Annotated in this window: 16 protein-coding genes and 2 pseudogenes; 7 read left to right on the forward strand and 11 right to left on the reverse strand. The window is 44.4% G+C overall.

What is annotated here, in order from left to right:
• Positions 1–15: 15 nt before the first annotated feature.
• Positions 16–255, forward strand: coding sequence for a hypothetical protein (locus NIT79A3_RS14610; RefSeq protein ID WP_013966925.1), 240 nt, complete (start codon positions 16–18; stop codon positions 253–255).
• On the opposite strand, the gene NIT79A3_RS17995 is transcribed toward NIT79A3_RS14610, so the two are convergent.
• Entirely contained in the window at positions 238–1,239 is a 1,002-nt protein-coding gene (locus NIT79A3_RS17995; protein ID WP_013966926.1) for a P63C domain-containing protein, read from the reverse strand. The genes NIT79A3_RS14610 and NIT79A3_RS17995 overlap by 18 nt on opposite strands.
• Before the next feature lie 147 nt (positions 1,240–1,386).
• Here NIT79A3_RS17995 and NIT79A3_RS14620 point away from each other — a divergent pair.
• Positions 1,387–2,261: pseudogene (locus tag NIT79A3_RS14620) on the forward strand (IS1 family transposase).
• Positions 2,262–2,620: 359 nt separating this feature from the next.
• Here NIT79A3_RS14620 and NIT79A3_RS14630 read toward each other — a convergent pair.
• Positions 2,621–2,887: a hypothetical protein gene (locus tag NIT79A3_RS14630; RefSeq protein ID WP_013966928.1), complete on the reverse strand. Its 267-nt coding sequence runs from the start codon at positions 2,885–2,887 to the stop codon at positions 2,621–2,623.
• A gap of 283 nt (positions 2,888–3,170) precedes the next feature.
• Here NIT79A3_RS14630 and NIT79A3_RS19595 point away from each other — a divergent pair, with 283 nt between their 5' ends.
• The 3 genes from NIT79A3_RS19595 to NIT79A3_RS14645 all read left to right on the forward strand — a co-directional run bounded on the left by NIT79A3_RS19595 (position 3,171) and on the right by NIT79A3_RS14645 (position 6,508).
• Positions 3,171–3,989, forward strand: coding sequence for an FxDxF family PEP-CTERM protein (locus tag NIT79A3_RS19595; RefSeq protein WP_013966929.1), 819 nt, complete (start codon positions 3,171–3,173; stop codon positions 3,987–3,989).
• Positions 3,990–4,146: 157 nt separating this feature from the next.
• Positions 4,147–4,965 carry a polyphosphate kinase 2 family protein gene (locus tag NIT79A3_RS14640; RefSeq protein WP_013966930.1) on the forward strand — a complete coding sequence of 273 codons (819 nt, stop codon included), beginning with the start codon at positions 4,147–4,149 and terminating at the stop codon, positions 4,963–4,965.
• Between the two features lie 52 nt (positions 4,966–5,017).
• Positions 5,018–6,508 carry a CYTH and CHAD domain-containing protein gene (locus NIT79A3_RS14645; protein WP_013966931.1) on the forward strand — a complete coding sequence of 497 codons (1,491 nt, stop codon included), beginning with the start codon at positions 5,018–5,020 and terminating at the stop codon, positions 6,506–6,508.
• Positions 6,509–6,588: 80 nt separating this feature from the next.
• On the opposite strand, the pseudogene NIT79A3_RS14650 reads toward NIT79A3_RS14645, so the two are convergent.
• From NIT79A3_RS14650 to NIT79A3_RS14660, 3 genes and pseudogenes are all read right to left on the reverse strand, one after another.
• Positions 6,589–7,445: pseudogene (locus NIT79A3_RS14650) on the reverse strand (IS1595 family transposase).
• A gap of 151 nt (positions 7,446–7,596) precedes the next feature.
• On the reverse strand, positions 7,597–8,526 hold the full coding sequence (locus tag NIT79A3_RS14655) for a GIDE domain-containing protein (RefSeq protein ID WP_013966932.1): 930 nt from the start codon (positions 8,524–8,526) through the stop codon (positions 7,597–7,599).
• Between the two features lie 14 nt (positions 8,527–8,540).
• Positions 8,541–9,053, reverse strand: a complete 513-nt coding sequence (locus tag NIT79A3_RS14660; RefSeq protein WP_198009437.1) for a LemA family protein — start codon at positions 9,051–9,053, stop codon at positions 8,541–8,543.
• Positions 9,054–9,321: 268 nt separating this feature from the next.
• Here NIT79A3_RS14660 and NIT79A3_RS14665 point away from each other — a divergent pair, with 268 nt between their 5' ends.
• Positions 9,322–9,693 (forward strand): DUF4156 domain-containing protein, encoded by a 372-nt coding sequence (locus NIT79A3_RS14665; protein ID WP_013966934.1) that lies wholly within the window; start codon positions 9,322–9,324, stop codon positions 9,691–9,693.
• Positions 9,694–9,732: 39 nt separating this feature from the next.
• On the opposite strand, the gene NIT79A3_RS14670 is transcribed toward NIT79A3_RS14665, so the two are convergent.
• Both NIT79A3_RS14670 and NIT79A3_RS14675 read right to left on the reverse strand, forming a co-directional pair.
• Positions 9,733–10,089 carry a hypothetical protein gene (locus NIT79A3_RS14670; protein WP_013966935.1) on the reverse strand — a complete coding sequence of 119 codons (357 nt, stop codon included), beginning with the start codon at positions 10,087–10,089 and terminating at the stop codon, positions 9,733–9,735.
• Positions 10,090–10,193: 104 nt separating this feature from the next.
• Positions 10,194–10,889: a Crp/Fnr family transcriptional regulator gene (locus NIT79A3_RS14675; RefSeq protein ID WP_013966936.1), complete on the reverse strand. Its 696-nt coding sequence runs from the start codon at positions 10,887–10,889 to the stop codon at positions 10,194–10,196.
• Between the two features lie 250 nt (positions 10,890–11,139).
• Between NIT79A3_RS14675 and NIT79A3_RS14680 the strand changes: the two genes are divergently transcribed.
• Positions 11,140–12,066 carry a rhodanese-related sulfurtransferase gene (locus tag NIT79A3_RS14680; RefSeq protein WP_013966937.1) on the forward strand — a complete coding sequence of 309 codons (927 nt, stop codon included), beginning with the start codon at positions 11,140–11,142 and terminating at the stop codon, positions 12,064–12,066.
• A gap of 53 nt (positions 12,067–12,119) precedes the next feature.
• Here the strand turns inward: NIT79A3_RS14680 and NIT79A3_RS14685 are convergent, their stop codons facing one another.
• From NIT79A3_RS14685 to NIT79A3_RS14700, 4 genes are all read right to left on the reverse strand, one after another.
• Positions 12,120–12,635, reverse strand: a complete 516-nt coding sequence (locus NIT79A3_RS14685) for a hypothetical protein (RefSeq protein WP_013966938.1) — start codon at positions 12,633–12,635, stop codon at positions 12,120–12,122.
• Positions 12,636–12,711: 76 nt separating this feature from the next.
• Complete coding sequence (locus NIT79A3_RS14690) at positions 12,712–14,211, reverse strand: transglutaminase domain-containing protein (protein ID WP_013966939.1); 1,500 nt, start codon at positions 14,209–14,211, stop codon at positions 12,712–12,714.
• Between the two features lie 394 nt (positions 14,212–14,605).
• Positions 14,606–16,033 carry an HDOD domain-containing protein gene (locus tag NIT79A3_RS14695; protein WP_013966940.1) on the reverse strand — a complete coding sequence of 476 codons (1,428 nt, stop codon included), beginning with the start codon at positions 16,031–16,033 and terminating at the stop codon, positions 14,606–14,608.
• Positions 16,030–17,619 (reverse strand): GGDEF domain-containing protein, encoded by a 1,590-nt coding sequence (locus NIT79A3_RS14700; protein WP_348225637.1) that lies wholly within the window; start codon positions 17,617–17,619, stop codon positions 16,030–16,032. Before NIT79A3_RS14700 ends, NIT79A3_RS14695 begins: the two co-directional genes overlap by 4 nt.
• Positions 17,620–18,186: the final 567 nt, after the last annotated feature.

An 18,186-nucleotide genomic window follows, 5' to 3' on the forward strand; every position in this document is an offset into this window, starting at 1 on the left:
TGCTATCATAGCAGCATGAGTAAACGATCTAAAAAGATGGATTTGAATCAACTAGCCAAGCGCATTGTAGATGAGGCTATTGGAGAAATTGAGCCAGAACCAGAAATAGACGAAAAGAAAAAAGCCGCCATTGAATCAGGGCGGCTTGGTGGTATCAAAGGTGGTAAAGCTAGAGCAGATAAACTGACGCCTGGAGAGCGATCCGATATTGCTAAAAAAGCAGCACAGAAGAGATGGTCAGATATCCAAGAATAGGTCCATTTGATTTTTATCATATTTTGGGTAAATTTTATTAGCAAATTTATAAAATTCTTCCCATCCTTTAAAACCCCTCATTAATGTAGTTAATGAATATAAATGCTGTGCAAGCATTGGATGTCCAACATCCTCAGTTAACCATTGATGGTGCTTTGCTTTCCTTTGTCCTTTTTCGTTCTTTGGATTTGCTTTTCTTAATTCTTCTAATACCCTTGGACCAAGCCTTGAATAGACTAAGTCATTAATATATTTTCCAACAACAGAAGGACTCTTGCCTGGTCCTGTATATGTCCAGTTATGTAGTCTATGGATCTGTTCAAAAAATTCGTTTGGAAACATCTGCACCCATGCAGCAATTTCTTTTCTGATTACTTTCTCTAAATAACCTTGTAGGGCGAGTTTTTCCCTAACATATTGATATCCGGTAGCTTCATCTATTAGTCCTACTATACCAACCTTCGCAAGACTTTTTATGATGATTTCTGCTTTGTCAGCAAGATGCTCTTGACTTGGCAGCAATATTTTATGTCCAGCTACCCTTTCTTTTTTTCTTGCATCAAGATACATACTGATAATATCAACAATATCATCACATTCGTAACAATGGGCTTTCTTTCCATTAATATCTAAAAGGATTGAGGCTTGGTCCAAGGATTTATTTTTGAATTTTTCAGGAACAAATGGCTGTAAATTCATAGCAGATAGGTACCGGTCCAAGCCGCCTTTTTTATTTCCTGTAATAAGTCCAACAACCTCCCTCTGAACAATTAGCCTTTTAATTTCTCCATCTATTTCTATAACAGCGCAAGGTATTTCGTTGCCGAGTATCTTAAGTGTTCCAATGTGTGCGGGGCTTGGGATTGCTTTTTCTCCGGTCCATCGCGTTTTTGCTGCTCTTTTAGCAATATCTGAACGCTGTTCCTTTGTAAGGGAATCTCTTCTGGCTATTCCACCTTTTGACTGTTTAGTATCGCTGTCCATTTATTTTTCCTTTTATGTAATGCAAGCATAGTATTTGTGAAGCTTATATGCTTGCTCAATAAATAGCAAGCATAACTTAAATAATGCTTGCTATTATGTAAATATAATGTATAATTCAAAATGAATTAAATGCTTAAGGGTGTTGAAATGAACAAACTATCAATTGAAAAACGCGCAATGATTCTAACGATGCTAGTAGAAGGTAGCTCAATGCGTTCAGTCTCACGTATAGCCGATGTTTCAATTAATACTGTAACTAAGTTACTTGTTGATGCCGGTATCGTTTGTGCTTAATATCAGAATGAGCATTTAGTTAATATCAAAAGCAAGCGCGTTCAATGCGATGAGATTTGGGCTTTCTGCTACTCGAAAGAAAAGAACGTAGCGCCAGCAGACAAAGGTATTCTTGGTTATGGCGATGTTTACACATGGACCGCAATTGATGCGGATTCAAAGCTTGCTATTTCATGGTTAGTTGGTCGCCGTGACTATGAATATGCGGAAGCATTCATCGGTGATCTGGCAAGCCGCTTGAGTGATCGTATTCAATTAACAACAGATGGTTATGGCTGCTATATAAATACAGTTGAACAGTTCTTTGGCGGTGCGATTGATTAGCAATGCTGGTTAAGATTTATGGAGAAGAAACAAAAGGACAAAAACGTTACAGCCCAGCATCATTTGTTAGTGCTGAAAAGCGTGTAATGTCAGGAAGTCCAGATATTGAACATGTTTCTACAAGCTATGTAGAACGTCAGAACTTAACAATGCGCATGGGAATGCGTAGATTCACAAGATTAACCAACGGATTCAGCAAGAAGATTGAGAACTTAGCTCATGCAGTAGCATTGCACTTTATGCACTATAACTTTGTGCGTATTCATAAAACACTTAAAGTTACACCAGCAATGGCAGCAGGTATTTCTAACACGCTATGGTCTATGAATGATGTTGTTGCGTTGATTGATGCTAAAGAAGCATCGAAAGATAGAAGCAGGGGAAAATATAAATCAAGAGATTAAGATATAATTATTTAATAGGATCAATTAATTATCGGTTTCAATTTTATCACCCAATCTAGTACGTGAACATGGATTCCTTCCATTGTTCATTAAATCCATGAACATTAGATGAGATGTGTAAAATACGCACAAGATAAGTTGTATAGCCCCTGGTGCGATTTCTGGTGAATACATACTGAAAAGTATTAGCATGTATTGCGGTAGAGCCAAACCACTTGGCACGTCGTGCTTTAAGAGGGCTATCTCATAATGTGGAGTTATCTTCTGATCTCTTCTACATCTATACCTGATATAAGGAAAACATATCGCAAGAAAAATCCCTAAAATAACGGCTACATTGTTAGCTATTTCTGCAGATATCATCTAAAACCAGGTTCATATCTCTCAGAAAGAATTCTACCTCCTAAACCACCAATCACAGCACCAAGTATTGTACATATATATTCTGTCTTAATTGACAGTATAACATCTGGAACATCTGTAAAAATGTTGACTATTGTAAGTATAGAGAAAGCTAGAAATGCACCTGTTATTGCATATTGAATATACGAAGATGCCCTGTATAACTTTTTTTGAAGTCTTAGGGAAAGAATTCTATCCGGTCTTTTGATAGCAGTGTTTGGCATTTCCCCCTCCAATTTAGTTAAATAGTTAATGCTAAATATAGCATTTGAATTATGCCTATTAAATTATGAGAAAGCCATAATTTAATTTATATAAGTGCATATACTATAACTGTGTTGTATATGTACAAAGTTAAACTGATTTTTATATTATTTCAAACTGAGACACTACCTAGCATCTTATTCCTTTTATTCCTTGCAAATGAGAAGCTATGCTAGAATTATTTTGTATTATTAGGATTAAGATTTCAGAATTTTTCAGAAATAATACAACAATAAAATCATAATGTTAATTTTTAAAATCCTCTCTAAGATTAACAATAAAGAATTGATTGCATGTGCTGAGATTAAAAATCCGGCTGTTGATGCTAGGCCCTGCAGCAGCGCAAGAGATTCCAACCTTAAGGAGCTTGTAATGTCCCAGAAATTCTTACGTACTACCGCCGTCTTGCTCGGATTGGCCGCTGCTGTACCCGTATCAGCCGCCGACATTTCTTGGTCGACCGGTCCAACGTTCAACGGACCAAACGGTCACCTTGGCATTCTTACTAACGGAAGCCTGGTCGAAGCCATCAACCTAGCTGGCGCACCCGGCGCATCAATAACGGTTGATCCCGGTGGATTGAATATCACATTCAGTACTATTAATTCACCGTTCTACCCCAATTCCTGGAGCAGTGCTGGAAATGGCGGCAACACAGATGCAGCGTGGGGAACCATCCTCAACACGTTCGAATGGATTTCGGGTTCCAATCCGACGATTTCCAATTTCCTGAGCGGACTGACAACGGGGCACCAATACCAGCTGCAACTATTCGCCGCGCGTTCCGACTGCTGCGGCACGCGCACGGCGTCCTTCTCTGATGGCGCAGGTCACACATCTGACGCAGTGCGCGGCGACAGCTACACCAGCATCGTTGGCAACTTTACCGCCGACGCTCTCACACAGACGCTGCAACTGATCGACAGTAGCAACAACCCGATACTGAACGCTTACGTACTGCGCGACGTCACACCCGTTCCAGAACCAGAAACTTATGCCATGTTACTAGCCGGACTGGGACTACTAGGTTTCGTAGCACGCCGCAGAAAAGAAAACACTTAATTTGATTGAGCTGTGTTTCAGACAACCCTGTCCCAGTGACAGGGTTTTGTTTTTTGGGCCGATGGTACATCGTGATTATCCGGCTTCTGTGTTTTAATACTTCCGGCCCATCGCAATATATCATTCCGTATGGCAACAATCGAAGTAACATTACTAAATGAAAAACTACCAAGTAAAGCCTGGCAGCAAATTAATACTGTCCCATCTCGATCCCGATGACACCGGTGATTGCAAAAAGACCGGGCAAGGCAAGAAAAAAGCCAAAGCAGTCACAGAAAAATTGATTGGCAAACTGAGTGAACTGCAAGAACGTTTATATGCAAATAGCAACCGCACATTGCTGATCGTGTTGCAGGGGATGGATACCAGCGGCAAGGACGGGACGATCAAGCATGTAATGTCCGGTGTCAATCCACAGGGTTGCAAGGTGGTGTCCTTCAAGACGCCATCTCCAGAAGAACTCGATCATGATTTTTTGTGGCGCGTACATCAAAAAGTACCTGCCAAGGGCCAGATCGGCATTTTCAACCGCTCGCATTATGAAGATGTGCTAATTACCCGCGTGCATGAACTGATATCGGAAAAAGTGATAAAGCAACGATTTAATCAAATCATAGAATTCGAGGAATTATTGTCCGAGAGCGGAATAGTCATTCTGAAGTTTTTTCTGCACATCTCGAAGGATGAGCAGAAAAAACGGCTGGAGGAGCGCATTAACAATCCGGATAAGCGCTGGAAATTCAATGAAGGAGATATCGAAGAACGGAAATTTTGGGGAAATTATATTGAGTCGTTTGAAACTATGATGGCTGCCACCAGCACCGATCGAGCACCCTGGTATATCGTACCCGCCAACCGGAAGTGGTATCGCAATCTGGTTATCGCTGAACAGGTTGTGCATGCGCTGGATAGCATGAAACTAAAAACGCCCCGGGCTCCGGCAGGAATCAATTTTGATACGTTGAAGATTGAGTAGTAAAGTATCTGTTCCAACCGCTGCACGCATTGGCACTAGACAAGGAATCGATATGGAAATTGAGCTTAAACTCGCTTTGCACCCGCGCCATACTGCGCGCATCCGGAAACATCCCTTGCTGAGCAAGACCACGCCAGAAAAACGCCCGCTGCTCAGCATTTATTTCGATACTCCAAAGTTTGATCTGATGCGGCGCGGCATCGCGTTGCGCGTGCGCCAAGTTGATGATCAATGGATTCAGACGTTAAAAGCCGAGACGCAATCCGTCGGTGCGTTGTCGAGCCGCCCGGAGTGGGAAATGGCGATCACCGGCGGCAACCAGCCGGATTTTTCCGTATTACCACCAGCAGCGATGGATTTACTGGCTGGAATCAAACTAAAACGTATTGCACCGGTTTTCACGACCAAGTTTGAACGCACCACCTGGCAAATTGGCAACTCAGCAGCACAAGCCGAGGTGGCGCTCGATATCGGGAAAATCTGTGCAGGAGAAATGTGCCGGGACATCTGCGAAGTGGAAATTGAGCTAAAATCCGGCGCACCGGAATTTTTGTTCGATAGTGCAACACAATTGCTAGAACAGGCGCCACTCCACATCGAATCGCGCAGCAAAGCGGAACGGGGTTATATCTTGAGCGGCGCAGTGAATCCAGAACCAATCAAGGCGGTGCAAGCGGCAATCCATAAGAATCAAACTGCTGGTGAAGTCTGGAATGCGACGATGCAAGCTGCACTGGTGCAATTGGTCAGAAATGTACCCGGTTTTCTGGAAAATGCGCACGACACTGAGTATCTGCATCAGCTTCGCATCGCTTTTCGCCGCCTGCGTACCGGCGTGCTGCTGGCAAAATCGTTGGATCAGAAATCCCTCGATTGGGATCAGCCGCTACGTGAATCGTTGCACACGCTCAATCCGGCGCGCGACTGGGATGTGTTTTTACAGGAGACTTTATCTCAAACCTTGGCGGTACTTGAAAAATCACCGGGGAATGCGCCGATTCATGATACAACACTTGCTCTGATGCGTGATGTTGCTGCGCACGCGCGTCAGCGGGCGCAAACATTATTGATCAAACCCATTTTCACCCAGCTTGTACTCGACATCGGCCGCAGCCTGCTGGTTACGCCATCCAGCCTGGAAATGCAGGATTCCAAGGCATGGGCAGAAGTGATTCTCGAGAAACGCTGGCAAAAATTGCACAAACGCTGCCACGGCTTTGCCACATTGGGTTCTTCCGAACGTCACTTGGCACGCATCGCCGCCAAGAAGATGCGGTACACGGCAGAAGCTTTTGTACCGCTCTACGGCAAACATGCCAACCATTTCATCACGGCTTTAGCGGCATTACAGGATGAGCTGGGACGCGAAAACGATATGCGTGCCGGTGTGCAATTACTGCGCGCATTGCCTAAAAAATCGATCCCGCTCAGCTTCGAGCTTGGCCGGCTCAGCGGCGCACTGGAATTTGAAGCTGCGCAGCACGCGCATTTATCCAATTCTGTCTGGCGCCGGCTGGAAAGATCGGAATTGTTTTGGCGCTAACAGGCCGTTGAAAAACGTTTTCGAGGCAGCCGATGCAAGGCAAAGACAGGCGAAAAAGCGCAGTTTATGCTTAATAAAGGCTATGTCACCGTTAATTGTTGAATGTCATTCATACCCAATGCGGCAAGCAAAACTGAGCGGGGAGACAAGGAACCATGAGCACGATCAATCAGCCGTCGCCACCCGAGATAATTGGCAAGGTAATGTGTGGCGATGCCGTGAAATCGGCGCATCCATTCTTTGAGTCGACTATCGTAGGCATTCACGTTTTGCACGTGGTAGATCTTGCCGACAACCCGGATACCTGCAGCCAGATTGATTGGGCGGTGGGCGATGCCGATTTCCCGCACTGCGGCACCCAATGCCTTGCCGCTATCAGTACAGAGAACTGCATCGTTTGCCAGCAATGGTTTGAGTGCCGCGCCGATATGCTCTTTGTCAGCTTTCTCCAAAACGAAGTCAGATGTGCTCCCAGTACGGTCACGGCAAATCAACACAGGAATCTGTTCAGAGGACAAACCACGCTTCGATGCTTTGCCGCCGCGCTTATGTGGCGGGCGCGTCATACCGTGTTGCGATGCATATCGCAGACTTTTGCGCTGGTGCGCACGCTCTGACCTGATGCTATTTGTTGCGCGTATTCCAGCCACTTGTCCTTATGGCGCAGGCGTGCCAGTGGTGTTCCGCTTAGTGTATTGAAGGTGACGCGGCAGGCACAGCAGCGATAGCGTTGTAACCCAGAAGCCGATCCCCAGCGTGCAATTTGGTTATGACCGCACTTGGGGCACAATGGCGTGACCAGTATACGATTTTCAATCAACGTACTGACGGCCTGAATATGCCCAATCTTGTGCAAACAATCTGCTAATAACCTTCTCTGGTGCGGCGTCAATCTTGCAAGTTCTGCCGCTAATATTTGGAATTCTTCAGTTTTCATCAAAGATCCTATCTCATTGATTCATATGAAAACAGTATAGACCACTATTTAACGGTGACATAGCCTTAATAAATGAGCATTCTGAGCCTGTTTTTAACACCGCAGCGGCAACGCAGATAGTTTTTCAACGGCCTGCTAACCGTTGATTGAATTACCCATGCATATGGACGAACCAAGCGATACTACAAATTGATGTAATGCACGCTGCCAGTGCCATGAAGGCGTTGCGACGATATTTTTGCACCAATAAAGCCTGCGGATATACCGAAATAATAAATGGCTGCGCTGTGTTTCTGGGTTTTGCAATGACATGGGTATCCGGCTCCAGAACCAGTTGCTCATGGATTTTTTGCGCTTCTGATTGCGCCATCTGGCGAGCGGATTCCCATTCTTTCTGATCGATTTTGCCGTCATTGTTGGCATCAAACCGGTTTCGCAACGCTTGCTGATCTTGTTTCCAGTCATTAATCAGATTGATCATCACATTGCGGGCTGATTGCTGCGCCATTGCAGACCAAGTACTGAATTGACCCAATACATACAGCGGCTGGCCCGGTAGTATCAACCATTCACTGTAGCGGTAATTGTTTGTCATCGCATTCACTATCGACTGACTTTCCAGAATCTGAGTCCGGGTTGGCCATTCGGTATTGCCATACCACACCAGTTTTTCGTTGCCGTTGACTTCCGCGTCATCCGGATCCACATAGCAACTGTTTACACCATCTGTCAGCTTAAACCGGTGATCACTGTTATTTTTGTAAACAACATTCCAACGTGTTTGTGTACGGCCATTCTCAGTAAACATTTCCTGTTGCTCGATTACACTGCGATACCAGAGGCAGGGGTGGTTCGAAAGCGGCGCATAAATCGGCTGGTCATCAACAAACTGCCCCTTTCCTTCCAGTTCAATATAGCCTTGATGCGCAGAACGTAATTTGGCGGTAGGGGTATCCTCGATGATACGCAGCCGCTTCCAATTGCGAACAAACAAGTAAAAGCTGATCAAGACGGCTAGTAGCAATGCCCCCAAAACAAAATGATATTCTTCCGGTGAAAATTCTGCTGGCAAGATATTCATGGGGTAACTGTGTATTAGCCAAACAATTTGCCAATATTGACATCTTGTTTGTCGGCATCGCTGAACTCGAGCAAATCGCGCGGCTTGAATTTAAACCAATTGGCGACAATGACATCGGGAAACTGCTCAATCCGCACATTATTAATTCTGACCGCTTCATTGTAGTATTCACGGCGATCCGCGATGCTGTTTTCCAATCCGGAAATTCGCGCCTGCAAATGCTGGAATCTTTCGCTGGCTTTCAGTTCCGGATAATCTTCCGCCACTGCGAACAAATTGCCCAACCCAACCCGCATCATGTTTTCCGCAGAACCTAATGCACCGATATTGCCGGTTTCACGTGCGTTTGCAACCTGCGAGCGTGCTGCAATCACCTGCTTGAGCGTTTCCTGTTCAAAACCCATATACTGCTTACAGGTTTCAACCAGCTTGGGAAGCTCATCATGGCGCTGCTTCAACAGAATATCAATATTCGACCATGCCTGTGACACACTATGCTTAATATCAACCAGGCTGTTATACAACATGATGCCGTAGATGAAAACGATGGCTATCCCTGCCAGGGAAATATAGATGATGATATCCAATGTCACGCCTCCTGTAAGTTACATTGACGCAATATACCTCAGCAAGAATTCAGGAAATGGCTTAAAAAGGAACGACTAGTGGCTTTATTTCCTTTCATTGCATACCATTTCCTTGCGCTGCTTGAACAAATGCTATTGACGGGTGACACTGCGCTTATCTATGCTACCCCGGCTTAAGAAAAATATAATCACGTATCAGGAGTCACCCATGAGTGTTTCAAAAGAAATAAACAAGCGAATCCAAAAAGTAGTGCTGGTATTACTCATCATCGGCTGCATGGAAATTTCAGCACAACCGGAAGGCGCCAAAGCAGTAACGATCATACTCGGCGAACAAGGCCCTGATGGCTGCGAATTACTTGGCAAAGTGAAAGGCTCATCAAAAGAGAGCGAAACCGAAGAAGACAATACTCCCTATACCGGCCGGCTGATTAAAGCCAGAAACAACTTAAGAAGCGAAACACAGAAACTGGGCGGCAATAATGTGCATATTATCTATTCCAATAACACTGGAAAATATGAAATTCCCGGGGTTGATAAGGAAATCCTATTTATCGGAAACGCTTATCGTTGCGAATGACCCCGGAGAATATTGGTTAATTTGGATGGATTAATCCTTTCACTCTTTTACTGTACCTTGATAATCCGTCAACGCACCCACTATGATAATGACCAGACCGGCGGCAATATAAAAATTCCGCGCGATCTCTTCATTGGCGAAACCGAGAATAAAAGGCACCGCAATCAGCGAAGGACCGACGATGCGTTCAATCCAGCCATGGATGGGAAATGGAATGATCTTGATGACACCGAAAGGAAAGTCGGATGCCAATGTAACGATCAGATGAACTGCCGCCAGGCCATACGCAAGCATCGCTGGCACTTGGCCCAAGTCTAATAGTGCCGGGGCAAGTAGAAATAGAATAACGGTCAGAAAATCAAGATAGCCGTGTAGACGCGGTGAAATCACTTTCATGTTAATGCTCCTGTATTAAAGGGTGGCTCCCCCAATGGTTACCATGTTGCATACATTAATACAGCGCTGCCGCGATGTCTGTTAGCTACCAAACAAACTAGAGATTACTTGGTGTGACAGAGATCACTGAGTGCAGCATCATTGATACAAATCTGGTCGCGCGTATAGTCGAGCATGCCGCGGTTTCTTAAATCATTCAGAATGGTGCTCACGACCGAACGGCTGGCACCGATCAAATCCGCCACATCCTGCTGTGTTAAGTGAATTTCCAATGCATAGCCATGCGTGCAGCGGATTCCAAACATCTCGGCCAGCTCCAATAACGTTGCGGCAAGACGCATTTCAACCGGTTGCGTCAGAATGGTTCGAAGCTTGCGTTCGATTTTTTGCTTGCGGGCGTATGTCTCCTCAAACACATGCCACGCCAGTTCTGCGTGATGTGACAGCAATGCCTTGAAATCGCTATAGGCCAAACGATAGTAACTCACTTCCCCGAGTGCTTGCGCCGTCTCCTCCATTTCCTGGTGGATGGAATCGCCCTGCAAATGGCCAATGACATCCCCTTTTCTCAGCAGCGCAATGGTAATTTCTGTTCCCTGCGCGGTCAGATGGGAAAGTTTCACGATACCGCTTTTTATCCAGATGATGTAAACACAATGATCCCCTTGACGATAAAGGCAATCTTTACTTGCCGCATTGACTTCCTGAATCGAAGGATAATGCTGCTTTAATTGCTCGAAACCACACTCAAAAAATGCATCCATCGATTCCAGTTTAGCGTTGTGTTCTGACAAAGCCACACATTCCTCCCTTTAATTCTGAATTTGACAACTTACGCGCTCTTAATGACTCGAAGATTCACAAGCAATACAATCTTACAATGAAAAGCGCTATTATCCTGCAAAACGCAATGAATGCTAAAAATAGAACAATGCAAGATAATAATAAGCAAGCAGAATTACCGCAGTCACTGGATCGCGTCCTTGAATAAGTGTCAACATGACTGTTACTACGCCTAATTCACTATTCGGCATGCAAGAGGAAACCATAATGTCAAAATTTGTTGTATGTGCACTGTATAAATTTGTCTCCTTACCTTCTTACAAAGAGATACAACAGCCGCTGCAGGCGAAGCTGGTTGAAAATCAGGTAAAAGGCACATTGCTGCTGGCGGAGGAAGGGGTCAACGGCACCATTTCTGGCAGCCGGGCAGGTATTGATTCTGTTCTAAGCTGGATGGAAACGATACCAGAGTTTGCTGGCATCACGGTCAAGGAATCCATGACCGACGAGATGCCGTTCAAACGCAGCAAGGTAAAACTGAAGAAAGAGATCGTCACAATGGGGGTTAAGGGAATTGATCCCAAGCAATTGGTTGGAACCTATGTGGCGCCTCAGCAATGGAACAAATTAATTAACGACCCGGAGGTTTTGTTAATCGATACCCGCAACCAGTATGAGGTCGCGGTCGGTGCTTTTGTCAATGCAGTAAACCCACACACCACAACTTTCCGGGAATTTCCACAGTATGTGTCCCAGTACCTGGATCCCTCGGTGCATAAAAAAGTGGCGATGTATTGTACGGGCGGAATTCGTTGTGAGAAATCCACAGCATATTTAAAACAGCAGGGATTCGAGGAGGTCTACCATTTGCAGGGCGGCATTCTGAAATACCTGGAGGAAATTCCAGAGACTGAATCCTTATGGCAGGGTGAGTGCTTTGTATTTGATGAACGAGTCACCGTGAATCATCAGCTTGAAAAAGGCAGTTATGATCAGTGTCACGCTTGCCGTTTGCCGATATCAGAAGAAGATAAGTTAAGTGAGCACTATCAACAGGGAATCAGTTGCCCAGCTTGTTACTACGATCGCTCGGAAGAAGACAAGGCCCGGTACCGGGAACGAGAAAAACAGGTACAGTTAGCCGAAACCAGAGGCGAAATTCATATTGGGGAGATAAACTACAAAAGCAAGTGATCGCCGCCCTTGATTTAAAGCGTTTGTGCCTCGTTTTTTTACGGTCTTCTTATTTACTGATGGCGCATAGGGTGGTGCGAATGTCCCGGTACAGCATGACGCGCATGGTCACTGAGTTGGGCGTCAAACCACTGATGGATGGCATGCTTAAGTTTCTCATCTTTGGTGAAATAAGTGATCTGTGCGCCATCTGGCAGTTCCTCATACTCGAACTTAATCTGACCCGGTTGCGCCGCCTTCAACTCAGCCAACCCAGGCATGTTCGTGCCATGAATTTTTTCCGGATTAGAAAAGTTGCCGTACTTAAATTCGTTGGAAATTTCAGACAGATGGGCTCGAATTAAATTGATTTGCTTGGTATCCGATTTGTCTTTGACAATTACCTGCTGTATCCCTCCGTCCGGAGTTTGGGTAAAAATATGTGTGGTCCTTTCCAGATCAAACGGCATGACATGAGAACCGCGCTCTGAAATCTCATCAAGTCGTTTTTCATCTGCTTTTTCCGTAGCGTGAATTGAGAATGTTGCAAACAGAGTTAACCAAAAAGGAATCAAAAGTAGTTTCATCATGTTATTTCTCACAGGTTCACTACAATATTTACCCGTTCGACTGATCGGATGACAACAGAGTCAGCTGAAGGTAGAATCAGGGTTTCCAATGTTTTTGGAAAGCTTCCCTAATGTGTCTTGTCGCTGCGTCATAGCGCAACTCGTATTGTTTTAAGTAGGTATTTTTATCGGCATACAGGATATGCTCCTTATCCCGTTTATCTTCATCGACGGCAATTTCATTATGATGCGGCAATAGCCCCCGGTTCGTAAAATTCTTGTCTTTCAATAAAGAACTGGGAATAAAAGTAATCCGTTCAGCCAAATCGTGAGAATCTGCTTTCTGTGCGTAGCGACCGGAAATGATTTCCCCCTGCCATTTCTTCACAGCATCTTCAGCTGTTCCCGGATTGACTTTACCGTTTCTGGAGAATTTCTGAAAATCAAAGGACGCTCCTGGGCTGTAATCAGGATTTTCTCGTAAATTGTTTTTAGGGTTCTCCGGATCAAATAATTCCAGGCTTCCATTAGTGATCTTGCCAAAGTGCCCATAACTGGTATGGGCATAAAAATCAGCAATGGAGTGAGCTGCAAGATGAAATGCATCCAGGTTTTTTACACCTTCCACCTCAAACTGCGCTAACCGGTCTTTTACCATCTGCCAGCCTTCAGTGATGTACCCATTATCGAAATGGTCTCTGGGATCATACGAGCCGGGCAGATCGACACTATCAACCGTCAAATTCTTCTGCCATAAAACGCTGGTGAAGTGCCGGTTTAGTGCATTCAAAACCCAAGGCGGGCAGATATCCGGCGAAAGTGCTTTGTTCAGCAGGCTTTTATGAACCCATCCGGCAAACTCGGGATGCAGACTGGACCAGTTACGTTTTAAATCCTTAGCAATGTCTTTTTTATACACCGATGGCTGCTGCACCTGCCACAAATGCACATCGTTGAACAAATAAAGAGGCACATATTCAGCCTGTTCGGGCATTTCTTCTTTTACGTCTATTTGTGTTCTGATTTTTTTTGCGTGGGCGGGTTCAATGACTTGCCAGTTACCCGCCTCACTCTTGTACATGACCCACACATGATCAAAATTTTGTTCTTTTCCTTTGATCGATACGCGAAATTTTCCCAAAGCGACTCGGACATTAAACGAACTAATGCCACTGGCCAGTAATAAGGAAGCAATCAGTAATGCGCGGTCCTCGCAATCCCCTGATTTAAGCGTTAGCGTTTCCTCCGGAAACTGCCATGGATCAAGCCCGTCAGATTGCAGATATTCAATTTTCCCGGAAACGAATTCGGAAATAATTTGGGCACGGAAATCAAAAGACCCTGTATCTCTGGAACGAAAAAGATCCCAACTGGCACCGGGTAATTTAGCGATAAATTTTTTGATATCGACTTCCAACGTACGGCGCATGACGACATTGCGCTCAGTAATCAGAAATTCCCTGACATCGATATCATAATTGCCGTCTTTATGTCCGATCGGGGGACGCGATGAAGGAACTATGGAATCATGAACAATTCGTTCTCCATCCCAATTCCATTTAGATGACTGAGATATTTTTGAAAATGAGAAACACATACCCTTCTCCTTTACTCATGATCGTTTTCAAACATCAAGCCAATTTTCTGGCTTGACATAAATTATGTGAATCACAAGAGCCACGAACATTCTACCGGATACTTATTCTATTTAGCGTTATGAAGTGAATAAATTATTCAATCTCATCCAGAGATTGATTTCACCAAACTCATAGTTTCCTCAATACGCTGAAGTGCATCGACTCAACGAGATTCGGTCGCGACACAGCAAACCCTGTTATCGTTTGATCCAAAGTACCGGAGATTGATATGCTGATTTTGTCGCAATGGTCATTAATTTATGTGAACCCGAACGACATTATTATTACGTGTTATAGCGCGAAATAGAATAAAACAGGATGTTTTGATAAAACTGATAGGACAAAAACTTCAGGTTATTTTCTCTTTGCCAAAACCTGCATCAAGTAATCCCTAAGCATACCCATAGATGAAAGCTCGCCGGGTTCAACCATACCCGGCGCTCCCGTTCGCCAGTCAGCGTAGATTAAACCGACAACACGGCCATTGAAAGCCAGAGGCAACAGAATGAAAGCATCTACATCCGGCAATGCTTCTCTTAACCAAGCAGGTATACTGGATGCTGACTTACTTGAGGTAATATCCTGGATAAATACATCGGCTTTGTTCGCCAGCGACAAATGAAACACATCGGCCGCGTAAGCCTCGGGGAAAATGAGATCCGGCAATGCTTCCGGCATCCTATTACCAAAACCCACCTTAGCTCTGAACATCCCGGCATCGCGAAAAAAAGTAACTACGCGATTAAACCCCATACTCGCATAGATGGTTTCAAGAACCATACTCAGTGCGCTATTAAAATCTATTCCTTGGGTCAACGCGACACTGAATTCGTGCACACTGCCCGCCAACCGCTCATCAGAATCATTTGGCTTGCCAAGAATACCTCCGTTTTCAGACTTAACAATAAGCTTTGGAGCCATACGCTGAGCCAAATCAATCGAATCCATGATATCTTCACTGGGAATCAGCAATGATTCACTATAGTGTGATACCAAATTATTTAAATCATCTCTGCTACTATTATTAGCGAGCATAGATGCAACGCTTCCGGCAAAATTAACCATAACCTTAAGCCAGTCTGCTGAGCCCGGCAAGCTGGTTTCATCGAAGGTTGCTGAACTTGCCATGCTATTGGAAATTTTCTTTGGCAGGCGCCAGTTCCTGGCAATTTCCTGAGAAATCTCATCAGTCGTCACACCAATCACCTCGAGCGCGGCACTGTTATGACTCGCTTGGCCACTCCGTGCAATTTTCTGAATCTGCGACCACTCTTCGGGAAAGTAGAATACCAGCAGGAGACGGCCCAAATGATGTAGCATGGCGCAAACTACCGCTTCCTCACCATTGACCAAAGTTGATTTAGTTACGATATTTCGCGTAACTTCTCCAGCCAAAATTGCTTTTGCCAGTTCCTCACGAGCCTCTGCAGAATCCGGAGCAGCCGTAGAAAGCGTATCAATAAAACGGATACTGAGCGCAATATGTGCAATCGTATCTAAGCCAAGCACTACTGCTGCCTGAGTAATCGTTGTGATCTCCCCGCCCATACCGGAATACATGGCTGAATTAGCTAATCGGATCACTTTCTGGGTCAATGTAAAGTCACTTAAAATCACACTGGCGATTGCTGCAATATTTATATCTTCGTCATGCATTAATTCATCAAGATGCTGAACTGACTCAGAGAATGCAGGAAAATCACCTTTCTCGCCCATACGTTTTGTCAATAGCGCGAAAAAATCATCCTTACCATTTTCAAGCATCGAAATTAATGCTGTCATGCCATGTGTTGCTCTCTAAACATTTCAGAATTTACCGGCCTGCCTGTCAGGTATCCTTGTATCAGATTACATCCTTCCTGCCGTAAGAAACCCAATTGCGCATCATTTTCCACTCCCTCAGCCACTACCAGCAAATTTAGCCCTTCTGCTAGGCTCAGAATTGTGCCTACGATAGCCATATCTTCAGCGCTATTAACCACATCATCTACAAAAGACTTGTCAATTTTCAATACCGATAACGGAAATTTCTTTAAATAAGCCAGTGATGAATAACCGGTGCCAAAATCATCAATTGCGATTTTTATTCCTGCCGCATGCAGCTGAGCCAGAATCGCCCCCGATTTCTGCGGATTATCCATTAACACGCCTTCCGTGATTTCCAGCATCAAATTTTCCGGTAATAATCCGGATTCACTTAACGCCCCATTAATCATTTCCAGGAAATCTTCCTGCACAAATTGACGTGGAGATACGTTAACCGAGATATAGAAATCTTCGAGACCGTTTTCCTGCCACTGTTTCGCTTGATGACAAGCACTGCGCAATGCCCACGCACCGAGAATTTTTATCAAACCGCTGTTTTCCGCCAATGGAATAAATCGCATCGGTGAAATAAAGCCGTGATTCGGATTCTGCCATCGCATCAGCGCTTCGGCACCCCTTAATTGACCGGATTGCGCGCAAAAAATCGGCTGGTAATGCAACATGAATTCACCGTTCTCAATACCTTCATACATGGCAGACTCGAGTGATAAATCACTTCTCTCCGTATCATCCACTTGGTCGCTATAAATATTCCAGTGATTCTTACCCAATGTTTTGGCTCTGTACATGGCCATTTCTGCGTTTCTATATAAGTGCAAAGAATTATCACCGTGCTCCGGATACATTGAGATGCCAAGACTGGCGCTGATGTGTAATGTGTGGTCACGAATACGAAAAGGCCGCTGCATAGCCGTCAAAATTTTCCTGGCTATCAATTCAATATTGGCTTGCCCTACTCCCATCATGATCAAGGAAAATTCATCGTCGCTCACGCGCGCAACCGTGTCACTATGCCTTACAGAATTCTCCAAGCGATCAGCAACAGCTTTAATTAATTCATCGCCAATACCATGTCCCAACAAGTCATTAATTTTCCTGAATCCATCCAAACTTAAAACGATCAATGACAGAAAATTCTTTTCCCGCTGCGCCGTATGAATACTCATACCAATACGATCGTCTAGTAATACTTTGCCAGGCAATCCGGTCAGCGCATCATGCGTGGAAAGGTAAATCAGCTGATTCTCATTATCCTTCCAGTGCGTCGCATCAAATGCTGCGATGAGATACTCGTCTTCAGGCAACTGAAACACATAACAATCGACCCACACCGGCAATACTCGCTGGCGTAAGAGACGGCAAACTAAAGCCTGTTTTTCTCCACTACGCTTCGCTTTCTCCCGGGCTTCCGTAAATAGCACTCTATCTTCAGGCTGAATGAAAAACTCGATAGACTCTTGCAACAACTCCGCAGGCAATTGCAGAAATGCTTGTGACGACGCGGATGCTTGCTGAATGACCCCATGCGCATTAATGCGCACGGCAAAATCACTTATACATGAAAGTAAATCGTAAGAAGCTTGTGAACTCACTATAAAAAAATCCCCCTATAGGACGGCTACTTACTTGAGTATGAAAGCCGCCTTATAATTATTCACACATAGCCGATTAATATTTCCGGCAAATACAACAATACCAATAACTTATGGAGCAGCCCATTACTGCACTTAATGAGCGCTTACTGAAAGTATGAATTATTCAGTTTCACACCGCTTTCAGAGACATTCCAAATACGCATGCGGTGCAGTGTTTATTACGGCGTGCAAGTCGATTCACTTGAGGTTTGGCTATACGAGTATGGAAATGATTAAGAAGAAATAGGGTATTCTCTTAAGGGATTAAAATAAAAAATGTTAATTGTGCTCGGGATGAACATGATCGATACCTTCGCGCTTAAATAAGCACAAATTTCTTGGAAAATTCAGGTTGTATAAGCTTTCTTCGACATACATTGGACAGGAATTTCATTGTGACTTTTTTCACAAAATTTTTATAAAAATTCATACCAGAAATTGAGTAGCTCTCCTTAAGTTACATTATTTTTATTT

The organism is Nitrosomonas sp. Is79A3, from assembly GCF_000219585.1.
In the GTDB taxonomy this organism is placed as follows: domain Bacteria; phylum Pseudomonadota; class Gammaproteobacteria; order Burkholderiales; family Nitrosomonadaceae; genus Nitrosomonas.

Excerpts from the sequence above, each read along its gene's own strand:
- NIT79A3_RS14610 (WP_013966925.1), top strand. The coding sequence starts at position 16 with ATGAGTAAACGATCTAAAAAGATGGATTTGAATCAACTAGCCAAGCGC.
- NIT79A3_RS17995 (WP_013966926.1), bottom strand. The coding sequence starts at position 1,239 with ATGGACAGCGATACTAAACAGTCAAAAGGTGGAATAGCCAGAAGAGAT.
- NIT79A3_RS14630 (WP_013966928.1), bottom strand. The coding sequence starts at position 2,887 with ATGCCAAACACTGCTATCAAAAGACCGGATAGAATTCTTTCCCTAAGA.
- NIT79A3_RS19595 (WP_013966929.1), top strand. The coding sequence starts at position 3,171 with ATGTTAATTTTTAAAATCCTCTCTAAGATTAACAATAAAGAATTGATT.
- NIT79A3_RS14640 (WP_013966930.1), top strand. The coding sequence starts at position 4,147 with ATGAAAAACTACCAAGTAAAGCCTGGCAGCAAATTAATACTGTCCCAT.
- NIT79A3_RS14645 (WP_013966931.1), top strand. The coding sequence starts at position 5,018 with ATGGAAATTGAGCTTAAACTCGCTTTGCACCCGCGCCATACTGCGCGC.
- NIT79A3_RS14655 (WP_013966932.1), bottom strand. The coding sequence starts at position 8,526 with ATGAATATCTTGCCAGCAGAATTTTCACCGGAAGAATATCATTTTGTT.
- NIT79A3_RS14660 (WP_198009437.1), bottom strand. The coding sequence starts at position 9,053 with ATGTTGTATAACAGCCTGGTTGATATTAAGCATAGTGTGTCACAGGCA.
- NIT79A3_RS14665 (WP_013966934.1), top strand. The coding sequence starts at position 9,322 with ATGAGTGTTTCAAAAGAAATAAACAAGCGAATCCAAAAAGTAGTGCTG.
- NIT79A3_RS14670 (WP_013966935.1), bottom strand. The coding sequence starts at position 10,089 with ATGAAAGTGATTTCACCGCGTCTACACGGCTATCTTGATTTTCTGACC.
- NIT79A3_RS14680 (WP_013966937.1), top strand. The coding sequence starts at position 11,140 with ATGTCAAAATTTGTTGTATGTGCACTGTATAAATTTGTCTCCTTACCT.
- NIT79A3_RS14685 (WP_013966938.1), bottom strand. The coding sequence starts at position 12,635 with ATGATGAAACTACTTTTGATTCCTTTTTGGTTAACTCTGTTTGCAACA.
- NIT79A3_RS14690 (WP_013966939.1), bottom strand. The coding sequence starts at position 14,211 with ATGTGTTTCTCATTTTCAAAAATATCTCAGTCATCTAAATGGAATTGG.
- NIT79A3_RS14695 (WP_013966940.1), bottom strand. The coding sequence starts at position 16,033 with ATGACAGCATTAATTTCGATGCTTGAAAATGGTAAGGATGATTTTTTC.